The organism is Pseudomonas sp. PA15(2017), from assembly GCF_001945395.1.
Taxonomy (GTDB): domain Bacteria; phylum Pseudomonadota; class Gammaproteobacteria; order Pseudomonadales; family Pseudomonadaceae; genus Aquipseudomonas.
Genome location: NZ_MSXV01000058.1, coordinates 215,038 through 228,490, shown reverse-complemented (window position 1 = coordinate 228,490; position 13,453 = coordinate 215,038). Strand labels below are relative to the sequence as shown.

Genomic DNA, 13,453 nt, shown 5'->3' with positions numbered 1-13,453 from the left:
CGTCCGAGGGGGCGTAATTACGCGGCCGAACCTTATAGATCGATTGTGAAGGTTTGAAGTTTGCGGCGGTTGTGGCCGTCGATAGGTGACGGCATCATGCTCTTCAACGATCAGCGCCAATCTTCGCTGCTGCGTTCACAGCGCAACAACGGCCTCGAGACACTTCTTGCTGGAGCCTTGCCATGACCCTGCTTCTCGCCGATTCCTTGAACGGCGTGCCGGCTGCAAGTTGGGACGCACTGTCGGCCAGCGACCAGCCGTTTCTGCGCCATGCCTTCCTGGCCAGTATGGAGGACAGCGGCAGCATAGGCGGGCGCAGTGGCTGGCAGGCGGCTCACCAGGTGCTGCTCGGCGCTGGTGGCCAGCCATTGGCGGCGTTGCCGGCCTACGTGAAGTATCACTCCCAGGGCGAGTACGTGTTCGATCACGGCTGGGCCGATGCCTGTCGTCGTGCTGGAATCGGCTATTACCCCAAACTCCTGGGCGCCATTCCCTTTTCGCCGGTGACGGGCCCGCGCCTGCTGGGGTCGCCCGAAGCAGCAGGGCAACTACTCGATAAGGTGATCACCACTCTCGAGGAGCGGGGATTGTCCAGCCTGCACGTGAATTTCACCGATGCGGCTGGCGACGCGCTGCTGCAGGACCGGGCCGGCTGGCTGCAGCGCCTGGGCTGCCAATTCCACTGGCACAACCGCGGCTACCGGGATTTTCAGGATTTCCTCGATACCTTGAGTTCGCGCAAGCGCAAGCAGATGCGCAAGGAGCGTGAGCAGGTGGCCGGGCAGGGCATCGCGTTCGACTGGCGTGAGGGTCACCAACTGGGCGAGGCGGAGTGGGATTTCGTCTATCACTGCTACGCCAATACCTACCACGTGCGCGGGCAGCGGCCGTACCTGACCCGCGATTTCTTCAGCCTGCTGGCCGAACGCATGCCCGAGGCGATTCGCGTGGTGCTGGCCTGCCGCGGTACACAGCCGGTGGCCATGGCGTTCAGCCTGCAGGGCGGCGGCAGCCTTTACGGACGCTATTGGGGTTGCCTGGCCGAGTTCGATCGGCTGCACTTCGAAACCTGTTTCTACCAAGGCATGGAGCAGGCGATCGCGCAGGGCCTGCAGCGCTTCGATGCGGGGGCTCAGGGCGAGCACAAACTGATTCGCGGCTTCGAGCCGACGATCACCCATTCCTGGCACTACCTGGTGCATGACGGGCTACGCGATGCGGTGGCGGGCTTTCTACAGGAGGAGCGGGTGGGGGTTCTGGCCTACGCCGAGCAGGCACGGGAGCTGTTGCCTTACCGGCAGGCCTGAACGGTAGTGCAGCGCGCTGCAGCTGCCCGCAGCGCGGTACGCACCGGGTCAACCATCGTAACGGCCGCCCCATTCGAGAAAACGCATCTTGTGGGTTTCGCCCTGGCTGTCGGTGTAGACCATGATCACCGGCACCACGCCTCGCTTGTCGGAAACGTCGGTGCGGTACAGCACTTTCTGTACGTCGACTTTCATGCCGTAGTGGTAGTCCTCGGTCGGCAGGCCGGCACCGGGCTTGGCCTGGACGTCAGCGGCGAACACGGCTGGAGCGAGACTGGAAAGCAAGGCGGTGACAGCGGTTGTAACTTTCATGGTGGAGTCCTCGATGTTCGATTGCCGGCAAGCGGATCGACCGATTCGATTTCGTTGCCTGGTGGACTCATATGACCAGCAAAAGCGAAGCGGCGGAAATTGATGATCTCGTTAGTAGATATCATGGCAATTGATATTGTTAGCAAGCTAACTAGTTGCCCGTTGGCAGGCCGGCGATTCGACCCGAGCCGGCGTCAATCGACGCCGACGAAACCGCCGGTCTGATGCTGCCAGAGGCGCGCATACAGGCCGCCGCGCTCGATCAGCTCGGCATGGGTGCCGGTCTCGATGATTTGCCCCTTGTCGATCACCACCAGGCGATCCATGCGGGCGATGGTCGACAGGCGATGGGCAATGGCGATCACCGTCTTGCCGTCCATGAGATCGTCGAGGCTTTCCTGGATCGCCGCTTCGACCTCCGAATCCAGTGCCGAGGTGGCTTCGTCGAGCACCAGGATCGGCGCATCCTTGAGCAACACGCGGGCGATGGCGATGCGCTGGCGTTGGCCGCCGGAGAGCTTGACGCCGCGCTCGCCGACCTGAGCATCGAACCCGGTGCCCCCCTGGCCATCGTCCAGGCTGGCGACGAAGCCCTCGGCGCGGGCCTTGCGGGCGGCGGCCCAGAGCTGTTCGTCACTGGCCTCGGGGCGACCGTAGCGCAGGTTGTCGCGGATCGAGCGGTGCAGCAGGGAAGTGTCCTGGGTGACCACGCCGATGTTGGCACGCAGGGTTTCCTGGCTGACCTCGGCGACGTTCTGGCCATCGACGAGGATGCGTCCGCTCTCGAGGTCGTAGAGGCGCAGCAGCAGGTTGACCAGGGTCGACTTGCCGGCACCGGACGGGCCGACCAGGCCGATTTTCTCGCCCGGGCGAATATCCAGGGCCAAGCCGCTGATCACGCCGCCTCTCTTGCCGTAGTGAAAGTGCACGTCCTCGAAACGCACGCCGCCCTGTCGCACCTGTAGCGGTTTGGCGTCCTCGCGGTCGAGTACGTGGCGCGGCTGGACGATGGTCTGCATGCCGTCCTGCACGGTGCCGACGTTTTCGAAGATGCCGTTGACCACCCACATGATCCATTCGGCCATGTTGTTGATGCGGATCACCAGGCCCAGCGCCAGGGCGATGGCACCGGTGCTGATCAGCGACTCGCTCCACAGCCACAGCGCCAGAGCGCCGGTGCCGACGATCAGCAGGCCGTTCATGCAGGTGATCAGGAAGTCCAGGCTGGTGATGGTGCGCGACTGCAGGCGGAACTTGTCGAGCAGCTCCTGCATGGCCTCGCGGGCGTAGCTTTCTTCTTCACGGGAGTGGGCGAACAGCTTGAGCGTGGCCACATTGCTGTAGCCGTCGACCACCCGGCCCATGACCTTGGAGCGCGCCGCCGAAGCAGCGGCCGAGCGCTCCTTGATGCGCGGCACGAAATACCAGAGCGCGGCGCTGTAGCCGATGATCCACAGGGTCAATGGCACGATCAGCCGCACGTCGGCGGCGGCGAACAGGTACAGCGCGCTGCCGGCGTAGACCACTACGTGCCACAGCGCGTCGATGACCTGCATGGCCGAGTCGCGCAGTGATGGGCCGGTCTGCATGACGCGTTGGGCGATGCGCCCGGCGAAGTCGTTCTGGAAGAAATTCAGGCTCTGCTTGAGCACATAGCGGTGGTTCTGCCAGCGGATCAGGTTGGTCAGCCCTGGGTTGATCGCCTGGTGGGTGAGCAGGTTGTGCAGACCGAACACCAGCGGCCTGATGATCAGGGCCACCAGGGCCATCCACAGCAGCTCGCCCTGGTGTTCGGCGAAGAAGGTGCGGGCGTCGGCGGTGGTCTGGGCCATGTCGATCAACTGGCCGAGGAAACTGAACAACGCCACTTCGATCACCGCGGCGAAAAAGCCGATTACCAGCACCGCGAGCATCAGCGGCCATACCTGTTTCAGGTAGTGGGCATAGAAACGCAGCATGCCGCTGGGCGGCGCCACATCTGGGCTGGGCTTGAAGACGTCGATCAGGTTTTCGAAGCGGCGAAACAACATGGATGCAGTCTGCTCTGGCGAGTGATGGGGATGGGCCGGGCGAGAGTCGGGCAATGGCGAGGCAGCCGACGGGCGAGAGCGCGGGGCTCTGCGGTGAACCCACGCGCCTGGGCACGTGGGTTACAGGGGGGAGGGTAGCAGTATCAGAGGCGCTTGGCGTCGAGAATCACCACTGGATCGACCGGTACGTTCTGCTGGCCGGCGCGATTGGCAGTGCGCACCTGAGCGATGCGGTCGACCACTTCCATGCCGCGGGTCACCTTGCCGAACACGGCGTAACCGAAGTCGCGCGAGCCGTTGTCGAGAAAGGAGTTGTCGGTGTGGTTGATAAAGAACTGGCTGGTTGCCGAGTCGCGCACCTGGGTGCGGGCCATGGCCAGCGTGCCGCGCACGTTGTGCAGGCCGTTGTCGGCTTCGTTCTTGACCGGCGCCTTGGTCTGCTTCTGACGCATGTTTTCGTCGAAGCCCCCGCCCTGGACCATGAAGCCCGGAATCACACGGTGAAACACGGTACCCTTGTAGAAGCCGCTGTCCACGTAGGCGAGGAAGTTCTGGGTGCTGATCGGCGCTTTCTGCTCGTCGAGCTGTACCTCGATATCGCCCAGGCTGGTGGTCAGCAGAACGGTGGGGTTTTCCGCGGCCATCAGGTGGGCGGTGAACAACAGCGAGCAGGCGGTGAGGGCGAGTTTCTTCAGCATTGGGTCTAATCCTTGGATGAGGTGGCGGCAGTGTTTTCGACTTCCCGCACAAAGGCAAGCAGGCTGCGGTTGAAGTGTTCAGGCTGGTCGAGCGGTGTGGCATGACGTGAGTCTTCGATCACCAGCAGGCGGGCGTCGGGCAGTTCGTCGACATAGGCCTGCTTGAGTGCGACCGGCGTGTAGTCGCGGTCGGCGCTGATCACCAGGGTAGGACAGGTGATCAGCGCCAGGCGTTCACGTACGCCCCAGCCGATGATGGCGTCGAGGCTGGCCAGGTACGCGTGTTTGTCGTTGCGCGGCCAACGCGCCTCGACCTTGCGGCGCAGTTCGGCTTGTTCCGGCTTTGGAAACAGCAGTCGTGCCAGGGCCCTGGCGGTGGCGTCCAGGCTCAGTACCCGGGCCAGCGTCCAGCGCTTGGCGATCTGCAGGTAGTCGGAGGGTTTCTGCGCTTTTACCTCAGGGGCGCTGTTGACGATGGTCAGGCTGCGCAGCAACTGCGGATGGTCGACGCCCAGCTGGAAGCCGATCATGCCGCCCATGGAAATGCCGACCAGATGCACCGGGGGCAGCTGCAGATGGTCGATCAGCGCAGCGGCATCTTTTGCGAAGTCGGCGATGCGGTAGCGCTGGCGAGGCTTGTCGGAACGCCCGTGGCCGCGTACGTCCAGGGCAATCACCCGATGGTGCGCGGCGAGTGCGGGCACCTGCAGCTCCCAATCCAGGGTGCTCGAGCCCAGGCCGTGGATCAGCAGTACCGGCGTGCCCTGGCCATGCTCTTCATGGAAAAGCCGGCAGCCGCGATGCTCGAAATAGGGCATTGGATTCAGTCTGGCGAAGCGGGCGCGCCGAACGCGGCGTTGAGTGGCGCGGCATCGAAACGCTGGATAAGGTCGGTAAGGATCTGTGTGGCCGGGCCCAGGGCCTTGTCCTTGCTGGCGTAGAGAAAGAACACCGGCTTGCGGCTGCCGCCCTTGTCCAGCGGCAGCGGTTTGAGCAGGCCATCCTTGAGTTCACGCTCGATCATATGGCGCGGTAGCCAGGCAAACCCCAGGCCACTGCCGACGAAGGTCGCCGCAGTGGCCAGGCTACCCACGGTCCAGCGCTGCTCGGCGCCGAGCCAGCCGACATCGCGGGGTTGGTGGCGCCCGGAGTCGCGAATCACCACCTGCATCTGGGTTTCAAGGTCCTGGAAATTGAGTTCGCGCTGCAGGCGATGCAACGGGTGATCGGGATGGGCCACGGCGATGAATTCCACCGGGCTCATTTCCGAGCCGAGAAAGCCGGGGATGTTGTAGCCGCTGATCGCCAGATCGGCGACGCCTTCCTTGAGCACTTCCTCGACACCGGACAGCACTTCTTCGCGCAGGCGCACCCGGCAGCCGCGGCTTTGCGGCATGAAAGCGGTCAGCGCCCGGACCAGCCGTGCGCTGGGATAGGCGGCGTCGACCACCAGGCGCACTTCGGCTTCCCAGCCCTGTTCCATGTGGTGCGCCAGGTCTTCGAGCTGGCTGGCCTGCTTGACCAATTGCCGGGAGCGGCGCAGCAGCACGTCACCGGCTTCGGTGAGCACTGCCTTGCGGCCATCGATGCGCAGCAGCGGTACGCCCAGCTGCTCCTGCATGCGCGCGACCGTGTAGCTGACCGACGACTGCGAGCGATGCAGCACCTCGGCCGCCTGGGCGAAGCCGCCGTGATCGACCACGGCCTGCAGCGTGCGCCATTGATCGAGGGTTACGCGTGGAGCCTTCATTTGATCTCCTTCACCAGCGGCTGTGCATGGACCGGCTGTGGTTCTAAACTGGAGGCTCACCTTGGAGGCTGGCCATGAAAAAACTCTGCTGTGCGCTGATCGCCTGCTTGCCACTGGCGGCGCAAGCCTATCCCATCGAACTGGAAAAACAGTTCAACGGCGCCGAGGTCTCGGCGAGCACTCAGGAAATCGATCACAACATGGCCGCCGTGCTAGTGCAGAACTACGGTCAGCAGGCCGCTTCCTGCAAGGCGGTGTTTCGCAATGGCCCCGAGGCGCCGCGCACCCGCAGCGTGAAGCTGGCAGCCGGGCAGAGCGGCAATCTCACCGTGAAATTCGCGCGCAGCATCATTCGCCTGCGGGTGCAGCTCAACTGCGAGCCTCAATAACGTCTCCAGCCTATGGGCAGGCGCGGGACAAATCAACTTCATCGATAGTTAGAAGCGGATAATTACGCTTTTTCATCGGATACCAGCTTACTAACCTCGCGACCATCGTTATGACTGCCTTCGATGGAGCGAGCCCATGGCCCAATTACTGGTGATCGACAGCAGCATACGCCAGCAGGGTTCGGTGTCGCGGCAGCTCACCGAGCACTTCGTGGCGTGCTGGCGCGAGCGCTATCCCACTGATCGCATCTGTCGACGGGATCTGGCTGCCGAACCGCCATCCCATCTGGACAGCGCCTTGCTCGGCGCCTGGACACGTCCCGCCGCGCAGCATGGCAGGGCCGAGCGTGAGGCCCTGCAGCGCGCCAATGCACTGACCGACGAGCTGCTGGCCGCCGATGTGCTGGTGCTGGCGGTACCGATGTACAACTTCAGCATTCCCGGCACGCTCAAGGCCTGGTTCGACCATGTGTTGCGCGCCGGCGTGACCTTTCGCTACGGCGAGAATGGTCCCCAGGGGTTGCTGAACGGCAAGCGCGCGTTCGTGCTATGCACGCGTGGCGGCATCTACGCTGGCGGCAGCCAGGACTTTCAGGAACCCTATCTGCGCCAGTTGCTGGCCTTCGTCGGTATTCATGACGTCAACGTCATCCTCGCCGAGGGGCTCAACCTGGGGGAAGCGTTCATGGCCCGTGGCATCGAGGCGGCCCGGCAGCGAATCGCCGAACTCGTCTGATCGCATCGCACCTGGCCTTTCTGCGCCGGGGCGCTCGCGTGGATTGTCTGCTGGCCGGCGAACCGTTATGGTGCGCCGCCCGTTCATGCGAGCGGCGCTCGCGTATCTGCGCACGCCGTCGCCGCCGCAACTGCGCGGCTGCCTGATAGGCTGAACCATGGGGCGACTTTCCTATTCCTCGAGGTGCGCGATGACGCTTTCCGGACCCGGCGTGCTGTTCTCTGTCAGCGCCTCGATGCTGTTCGCCCTGATTCCCGGCTACGTGCAGATGCTCACGCCGCTGGATGGTTTCCAGGTGTTCGCCCAGCGCGTGCTCTGGTCGATCCCGGCGGTGCTGTTGCTGCTCACCCTGCTGCGTCAATGGCCGTTGTTGCTCGGCGCCCTGCAGCGCCTGCGCCGCGAGCCGTTGTTGCTGGCGGCGCTGCCGATCGCCGCGGCGCTGATCGGCCTGCAGTGGTTTCTGTTCGTATGGGCGCCGTTGACCGGGCACATGCTCGACGTTTCCCTGGGTTATTTCCTGCTGCCGCTGGCCATGGTGCTGGCCGGCCGGGTGTTCTACGGCGAGCGCCTGCGCCCGCTGCAGCGGCTCGCCGTGGCGTGCGCCTTTGCCGGCGTGCTGCACGAACTGTGGCAATCCCAGGCGTTTTCCTGGGTCACGCTGGTCACTGCCCTGGGCTATCCGCCGTATTTCATGCTGCGCCGCTGGATGCGCCTGGATGCTTTGCCGGGCCTGGTGTTGGAGATGCTGGTGATGGCGCCCCTGGCCATCTGGCTGATCCTCTACTGGGCGCCGGCTGGCATGTTCGCCGAGCATCCACGCCTATGGTGGCTGGTACCGGGCATGGCGCTGCTGGGCACCATCGCCCTGGCGGCGATGATGGCCTCGTCGCGGCTGCTGCCCCTGGGCCTGTTCGGCATCCTCAGCTATGTGGAGCCGATGTTGCTGTTCACCGTCAGCCTGCTGTTTTTGGGCGAGCAATTCGATCCGGACCAGTTCCTGACCTACCTGCCGATCTGGGTGGCAGTAGTGCTGGTGGGGTGGGACAGCGGGCGCTTGCTGCTCAAGCAGCGACGCATGCAGACCGTGGCCTGACGGCTTTCGGCGAGGCGGCGAGAGAAAGCATTCGGCCCCGAGGCGCGAACGCGGTAACCTATGCGGCTGATTTAGCATTTGCATCGAGGTTGCCCCGTGTTTGCCCAATTTGCCCTGCATGAACGCCTGCTCAAAGCCGTGGCCGAGCTCAAATTCACCGAGCCGACCCCGGTGCAGGCCGCTGCGATTCCTCCAGCGCTGGAGGGCAAGGACCTGCGGGTGATCGCTCAGACCGGCAGCGGCAAGACCGCCGCCTTCGTGCTGCCCATGCTCAACCGCCTGCTTGGCGACGGCAGCTCCAAGGCGCGGGTCAGCGTGCGTGCGCTGATCCTGCTGCCGACTCGCGAGCTGGCCCAGCAGACGCTCAAGGAAGTCGAGCGCTTCGCCCAGTACACCTTCATCAAGGCCGGGCTGATCACCGGCGGCGAAGACTTCAAGGTGCAGGCCGCCATGCTGCGCAAGATCGATATCGTCATCGGTACGCCGGGGCGCCTGATCGAGCATGCCAACGCCGGCAACCTGCTGTTCGAAGACGTCGAGGTGCTGGTGCTCGATGAGGCCGACCGCATGCTCGACATGGGCTTTGCCGAAGACGTGCAGCGCCTCGCCGAACTGTGCGACCGCGAGCATCAGACCCTGCTGTTCTCCGCTACCAGTGGTGGCGCCGGCCTGCGCGAGGTGGTCGCCAAGGTGCTGCGCGAGCCCACGCACCTGCAGCTCAACCGCGTCAGCGAACTGGCCGAGGGCACCCGCCAGCAGATCATCACCGCCGACCACAACTACCACAAGGAACAGCTGGTCGAGTGGTTGCTGAGCAACGAGACCTACGACAAGGCGATCATCTTCACCAATACCCGCGCCCAGGCCGACCGCCTGTACGGCAAGCTGGTGGCCAAGGAATTCAAGACCTTCGTGCTGCACGGCGAGAAGGACCAGAAGGACCGCAAACTGGCCATCGACCGCCTGCGTCAGGGCGCCGTCAAGGTGCTGGTCGCCACCGACGTGGCCGCCCGCGGCCTGGATGTCGAAGGGCTGGACCTGGTGATCAACTTCGACATGCCGCGCTCCGGTGACGAATACGTGCATCGCGTCGGGCGTACCGGTCGGGCCGGCGCCGAAGGCCTGGCCATCTCGCTGATCACCCACAGCGACTGGAACCTGATGTCGAGCATCGAGCGCTACCTCAAGCAGCGTTTCGAGAAACGTACCGTCAAGGAACTCAAGGGTAGCTACCAGGGGCCGAAGAACCTCAAGGCGTCCGGCAAGGCCGCTGGCACCAAGAAGAAAAAGGTCGACCCGAAAACCGGCAAGAAGATCGCCAAGAAGCCCGCGACTAAAACCCCGGCCAAGCGCAACACGGTGAACAAGCCGAAGAGCGATGCAGGCCTGGTCAGCCAGGACGGCCTGGCGCCGCTCAAGCGCAAGGCGCCGTCGACCGACGCCTGATGATTGCTTCGGTCACCGGTAGCCATTGCCGGTGACCGTCACTGCACCTGTTCCTCGACCTCTCCGCCGATCTCTTGCAACTGCTGGAGACGCTGGTCGTAAGCATCGCAATCGGTGGCGTGCTGGCCGCTGCTTTCGGGCTTCGCCTGCTTGAGCTCCTCGCGTAGTACCGCGGCCCGCTGTGGATCGCGCTGGGTAATTTCTTCGATCTTGGCCGCCAGCTCCTGGGCCTTGGCGGTCGCCTCGTCGGCCGTGCAGGCCGGTTCCTTGCCCATGCCGTAACAGGCCGTTGAAAAACTACCTACGTCGCCATTGCTGCGTTAAAAACAGCCTCAAAATGCTCATTTACAGCACGTAAACTGCGCTTTTTCGGCTGTTTTTGCCTTGCACTGGCTTGCTCGCCTACATTTTTCATCGGCCTGTAATAGGTCAGGCCGCATAGCGGCGCAATGTGCTTGATCATGCTTCAATCCTCACACTTTGCAGGGTCATTTCCGAGCGGTTGAGTGCCTGCCAGCGGTGAATGTTCAGGGCTTTGGTCTACTGCTTGTTGTTCAGGCTTCGCACGGTCAGGTCCAGCGCCTTCTGCATGTCCAGCCGGGCGGAGTGGCCGATGTCCTTGTCATTGAGGTCGAAGCCGCGTTCCGATGGCAGGATCGGCGCGGTCAGGTCATCGGCGTCGGTGGGCTCGAAATCGAATTCTTCGCCGATGGTCATGGCACTGCGGCGCAGCAGCATGCGTAGCTGATCGGGGTGCAGATCAGGGTTGATCGACATCAGCGAAGCCACCACGCCGGCCACCAGCGGTGTGGCATAGGAGGTGCCGCAATGCACGCTGCCCTGCTGGTTCTCTTCAGCCGTGGAGGCGCGTACGCAGGCGGCGGCGGTGATGTCCACGCGGGTGTCGACGTTCGACGAGCTGCGCCGTTTCACGTACGCCGGGTCGTCCACGGCAACATCCTGGCGATCGCTGCGTTGGTGCCCGCCAACCACGAACAGCTGCTCGGTGACGAACGAGGAGGGCAGGCGATAGTCGTCGGCACCGGAAAACGAGGCACCGTTGCCGGCCGAGTTGATCACCACCACATCCGGGTGCTCGCGGCGCAGCCAGAGGAAGAATTCCTCGAGCAGCTCTTCGTAACCGCTCATGGCCACGCCCGAACGCACCAGCGAGTCGATCTCGTCGCCGTGAATGTTCTTCGCGCCGATGCGGTGGATGCCCCAGCTCCAGTTCAGCACCCGCACGCCGTCCTCGACCAGGTTGACCGAGGCGGCGATGTTGGCGGTGATGCCGGCGTCCGAGTTGCGGTCGACGATCACCTCGAAGCCCGGCCCGGCGCCATCCAGCCCGCGCAGGAAACCGGTGTTGCCACCATCGTCCCAGCGCGCCGCCAGGATGCCCGCCACGGTGGAGCCGTGGCCATCTGGCTTGTCGGCATCGCGGCTGTACAGACGGGTGTGGGGCGTGTTGCCCTGACGTTCGGCGGCGCCCAGGTAGTCCTTGAAATCCGGCGCGTCGAAGTCGACGTTGCGCTCGATCAGGCCAATGCGCACCGGCTCCGTGGTGATGGGCGAACGCTTGGACGGAATGCGTCGCTGGTAGTAGTTGACCGCATCTACGAAGCGATTGGCGGCCCATTCCTCCTCGCCCAACTGCTCCTCCCTGCTGGTGCCGACGGATGCCTCCTGCTCCTCGGCGGAGGATTCCTCGACCACCACGGCGTCCACGCTCAGCTCGCTGCCCAGGCGCAGCACCATGGCGTCACGCTGGACCAGATCCTTGGCCGGCAGGCGCAACTGGTAGGTGTTGAGCGGCGCGATGGCGCCGACCACTTCGGCGCCATATTTCTTGGCCAGCGCCTTGGCCGTATCCAGGCCGTGGGCATCTTCCTCGATGACCACGCTGACCAGATCGACGTAGGTGTTGAGGCCGTCCATGTTCTTGGCCACTTCACCCGGCTTGGCGGCCAGCACGTGGCTGCCGGCCATCGACAGCCACACCGGGTTGCTTACCTCGTCGCCCTGTTTCAGCCACAGCGGGCCGCTCTCGTAGCCCTTGCTATCGAGGATGATGCGCAGCCCATCCTCTCGTTTCACGGCCCTGGCCGGCAGCGGCTTGCCATCGAGCAGCACCTGTAGCTCGCCGTCGGCCACCCCGCGTGTCGTCAGGCAGAAGGTCTGGCGCTGGGTATCGAGCACGTCTTCGCAGCGATACAAGTGCTTGAGCCGCAACGGCTCGGCCGCCAGTGCCGATGGCGCGATGCTTGCCACGAGCAGAGCGCTGAAAACGGGGCGCAGCAGGGGCTGGCGGAGCATGGCGAACATCCTTTGTACAGGGAGATGCGCCTCAGACTGGCGGCGCAGGCCTTGGTTCAGGCCGCGTTCGGCAGATAGCCCGAACCTTGTTCGTGGCGCTGACGTCACACCTTCACGGGCGCTCGTGGCGCCGAACAGAAGGGAGACGAGGCTATGACGACTCATCAGCACACTCACAACTGGGATCTTGTCGAGCGCATGCTGCACGCAGTGCAGAGTGGTGCGGGCCAGCCATTCGTGCCGCGCCGCTGCGCCGAGGAATTGGCCGACGCCTTGCAGCAGGCTGGCAAGCCGATCGACAACGTCGATTCACTGAAGGCGCAGGCCGACGATTACGAAGCCACGCTGCTCAAGGGCGGTTTCATCGCGCCGCGCCCCGAAGAAGAGGGCGGCAACGGCGAGAATTTCGTCCTCACCCCGCGCGGTGCGCAGTTGCTGAGCATGATCGACAGCACCTTCCCGGGTGAGCAACACCCGCGCGAGGTACTCGATGGCCAGGGCCTGGCAGCGCTGACGCCCGAGGTGTTCGATGGGCTGGCGCCCAAGGCGACGCTGGTCTGATACCCACCTGTGCCCTGGCCGCGTAAACTGTACGCTGATGCCCTGGTTTGCCGGGGCACCGGTTAGGTCGACGTGGTGGGGGCGGTCGTGCAATGAGATGGTGGGCAATCGGACTGCTGCTGTTGGCGACCAACGTCGCGGCCGACGAGCTGAGGATCGGCTTTGGCACGCACAAGCCGCCCTATATCTTCGAAGGCGAGCAGCGCGGCATCGAGTACGACATCGTGGTCGCTGCAGCCCGTGCATCGGGCATCACCGTCGTGCCTTCGTACGCGCCGATGGAGCGCCTGCACCGAGCGTTCAGCCGTGGTGAACTCGATGGCATCGCCACCACGCGCCTGCAAGGCGGTGTGACGAGCTTTTACTCTCAGCCCTACATTCGCTACCACAACGTGGCAGTCGCCCTGACTTCGCGCGATTATCGAATCGAGCGCATCGCTGACCTGAGCAAGCATTCGGTGCGCGCCTTCCAGCGCGCACGGGTGCTGCTGGGCGAGGAGTTCCAGCGCATGGCCGAGGCCAACCCGCGTTATCACGAGGAGGCCCAGCAAATCGCCCGCAACCGCTTTCTGTACAGCGGCCGGGTGGAGGTGGTGATCGCCGAACGGCGAATCCTGCGCTACTTCAACCGCGAGGTTTACCGCCAGGTGGACGTCAGCCAGCCGATCACCGAATACCCGTTGTTCCCCCCCACGCCCTATCAGCTGGGGCTGCGTGACCAGTCGATGCGCGATCGCTTCGATCAGGGCCTGGCCGACATCATCGCCAGCGGCGAATACCGGGAAATCGAACGCCGCTACGCCATGTACTGAACC

15 protein-coding genes are annotated in these 13,453 nt (G+C 64.1%); 7 read left to right on the top strand and 8 right to left on the bottom strand.

Translation table 11 applies throughout. The features are described 5' to 3' along the window. Nucleotides 1-182 precede the first annotated feature (182 nt). On the top strand, nt 183-1,307 hold the full coding sequence (locus BVH03_RS22775) for a GNAT family N-acetyltransferase (protein ID WP_075963316.1): 1,125 nt from the start codon (nt 183-185) through the stop codon (nt 1,305-1,307). A gap of 48 nt (nt 1,308-1,355) precedes the next feature. Here the strand turns inward: BVH03_RS22775 and BVH03_RS22770 are convergent, their stop codons facing one another. The 5 genes from BVH03_RS22770 to BVH03_RS22750 all read right to left on the bottom strand — a co-directional run bounded on the left by BVH03_RS22770 (nt 1,356) and on the right by BVH03_RS22750 (nt 6,097). Next, entirely contained in the window at nt 1,356-1,619 is a 264-nt protein-coding gene (locus BVH03_RS22770; RefSeq protein ID WP_075963315.1) for a DUF2790 domain-containing protein, read from the bottom strand. 194 nt (nt 1,620-1,813) lie between these two features. After that, complete coding sequence (locus BVH03_RS22765) at nt 1,814-3,649, bottom strand: ABC transporter ATP-binding protein (RefSeq protein WP_075963314.1); 1,836 nt, start codon at nt 3,647-3,649, stop codon at nt 1,814-1,816. A gap of 143 nt (nt 3,650-3,792) precedes the next feature. Further along, nucleotides 3,793-4,347 (bottom strand): peptidylprolyl isomerase, encoded by a 555-nt coding sequence (locus BVH03_RS22760; RefSeq protein ID WP_075963313.1) that lies wholly within the window; start codon nt 4,345-4,347, stop codon nt 3,793-3,795. A 5-nt stretch (nt 4,348-4,352) separates the two neighbouring features. Continuing rightward, the gene (locus BVH03_RS22755) at nt 4,353-5,165 is read right to left on the bottom strand and encodes an alpha/beta fold hydrolase (RefSeq protein ID WP_075963312.1); all 813 of its coding nucleotides are present in this window, start codon (nt 5,163-5,165) and stop codon (nt 4,353-4,355) included. 5 nt (nt 5,166-5,170) lie between these two features. Further along, nucleotides 5,171-6,097, bottom strand: a complete 927-nt coding sequence (locus BVH03_RS22750) for a LysR family transcriptional regulator (protein WP_075963311.1) — start codon at nt 6,095-6,097, stop codon at nt 5,171-5,173. Between the two features lie 74 nt (nt 6,098-6,171). On the opposite strand from BVH03_RS22750, the gene BVH03_RS22745 reads away from it, so the two are divergent. The 4 genes from BVH03_RS22745 to BVH03_RS22730 all read left to right on the top strand — a co-directional run bounded on the left by BVH03_RS22745 (nt 6,172) and on the right by BVH03_RS22730 (nt 9,761). Beyond that, on the top strand, nt 6,172-6,486 hold the full coding sequence (locus tag BVH03_RS22745; RefSeq protein ID WP_075963310.1) for a 3-phosphoglycerate kinase: 315 nt from the start codon (nt 6,172-6,174) through the stop codon (nt 6,484-6,486). Between the two features lie 136 nt (nt 6,487-6,622). Continuing rightward, complete coding sequence (locus BVH03_RS22740) at nt 6,623-7,222, top strand: FMN-dependent NADH-azoreductase (RefSeq protein WP_075963309.1); 600 nt, start codon at nt 6,623-6,625, stop codon at nt 7,220-7,222. A gap of 190 nt (nt 7,223-7,412) precedes the next feature. Continuing rightward, on the top strand, nt 7,413-8,315 hold the full coding sequence (gene rarD, locus BVH03_RS22735) for an EamA family transporter RarD (RefSeq protein ID WP_075963308.1): 903 nt from the start codon (nt 7,413-7,415) through the stop codon (nt 8,313-8,315). A gap of 96 nt (nt 8,316-8,411) precedes the next feature. Continuing rightward, nucleotides 8,412-9,761: a DEAD/DEAH box helicase gene (locus BVH03_RS22730; RefSeq protein ID WP_075963307.1), complete on the top strand. Its 1,350-nt coding sequence runs from the start codon at nt 8,412-8,414 to the stop codon at nt 9,759-9,761. A gap of 38 nt (nt 9,762-9,799) precedes the next feature. Here BVH03_RS22730 and BVH03_RS22725 read toward each other — a convergent pair whose 3' ends face one another. The 3 genes from BVH03_RS22725 to BVH03_RS22720 form a co-directional block, all read right to left on the bottom strand. After that, a complete protein-coding gene (locus tag BVH03_RS22725) occupies nt 9,800-10,036 on the bottom strand; it encodes a hypothetical protein (protein WP_075963306.1) in 237 nt (78 codons plus the stop codon). Nucleotides 10,037-10,062: 26 nt separating this feature from the next. Then, the gene (locus BVH03_RS26510) at nt 10,063-10,224 is read right to left on the bottom strand and encodes a hypothetical protein (protein WP_168175665.1); all 162 of its coding nucleotides are present in this window, start codon (nt 10,222-10,224) and stop codon (nt 10,063-10,065) included. A gap of 77 nt (nt 10,225-10,301) precedes the next feature. Further along, a complete protein-coding gene (locus BVH03_RS22720; RefSeq protein WP_075963305.1) occupies nt 10,302-12,077 on the bottom strand; it encodes a S8/S53 family peptidase in 1,776 nt (591 codons plus the stop codon). A 153-nt stretch (nt 12,078-12,230) separates the two neighbouring features. Here BVH03_RS22720 and BVH03_RS22715 point away from each other — a divergent pair, with 153 nt between their 5' ends. Continuing rightward, the gene (locus BVH03_RS22715; protein WP_075963304.1) at nt 12,231-12,638 is read left to right on the top strand and encodes a transcriptional regulator; all 408 of its coding nucleotides are present in this window, start codon (nt 12,231-12,233) and stop codon (nt 12,636-12,638) included. Nucleotides 12,639-12,730: 92 nt separating this feature from the next. Further along, nucleotides 12,731-13,450 carry an ABC transporter substrate-binding protein gene (locus tag BVH03_RS22710; RefSeq protein WP_075963303.1) on the top strand — a complete coding sequence of 240 codons (720 nt, stop codon included), beginning with the start codon at nt 12,731-12,733 and terminating at the stop codon, nt 13,448-13,450. Nucleotides 13,451-13,453: the final 3 nt, after the last annotated feature.

Coding starts and splice junctions, on each gene's coding strand:
- BVH03_RS22770 (WP_075963315.1), bottom strand. CDS start 1,619: ATGAAAGTTACAACCGCTGTCACCGCCTTGCTTTCCAGTCTCGCTCCA.
- BVH03_RS22710 (WP_075963303.1), top strand. CDS start 12,731: ATGAGATGGTGGGCAATCGGACTGCTGCTGTTGGCGACCAACGTCGCG.
- BVH03_RS22765 (WP_075963314.1), bottom strand. CDS start 3,649: ATGTTGTTTCGCCGCTTCGAAAACCTGATCGACGTCTTCAAGCCCAGC.
- BVH03_RS26510 (WP_168175665.1), bottom strand. CDS start 10,224: ATGATCAAGCACATTGCGCCGCTATGCGGCCTGACCTATTACAGGCCG.
- rarD (WP_075963308.1), top strand. CDS start 7,413: ATGACGCTTTCCGGACCCGGCGTGCTGTTCTCTGTCAGCGCCTCGATG.
- BVH03_RS22715 (WP_075963304.1), top strand. CDS start 12,231: ATGACGACTCATCAGCACACTCACAACTGGGATCTTGTCGAGCGCATG.
- BVH03_RS22720 (WP_075963305.1), bottom strand. CDS start 12,077: ATGCTCCGCCAGCCCCTGCTGCGCCCCGTTTTCAGCGCTCTGCTCGTG.
- BVH03_RS22750 (WP_075963311.1), bottom strand. CDS start 6,097: ATGAAGGCTCCACGCGTAACCCTCGATCAATGGCGCACGCTGCAGGCC.
- BVH03_RS22745 (WP_075963310.1), top strand. CDS start 6,172: ATGAAAAAACTCTGCTGTGCGCTGATCGCCTGCTTGCCACTGGCGGCG.
- BVH03_RS22725 (WP_075963306.1), bottom strand. CDS start 10,036: ATGGGCAAGGAACCGGCCTGCACGGCCGACGAGGCGACCGCCAAGGCC.
- BVH03_RS22755 (WP_075963312.1), bottom strand. CDS start 5,165: ATGCCCTATTTCGAGCATCGCGGCTGCCGGCTTTTCCATGAAGAGCAT.
- BVH03_RS22760 (WP_075963313.1), bottom strand. CDS start 4,347: ATGCTGAAGAAACTCGCCCTCACCGCCTGCTCGCTGTTGTTCACCGCC.
- BVH03_RS22740 (WP_075963309.1), top strand. CDS start 6,623: ATGGCCCAATTACTGGTGATCGACAGCAGCATACGCCAGCAGGGTTCG.
- BVH03_RS22775 (WP_075963316.1), top strand. CDS start 183: ATGACCCTGCTTCTCGCCGATTCCTTGAACGGCGTGCCGGCTGCAAGT.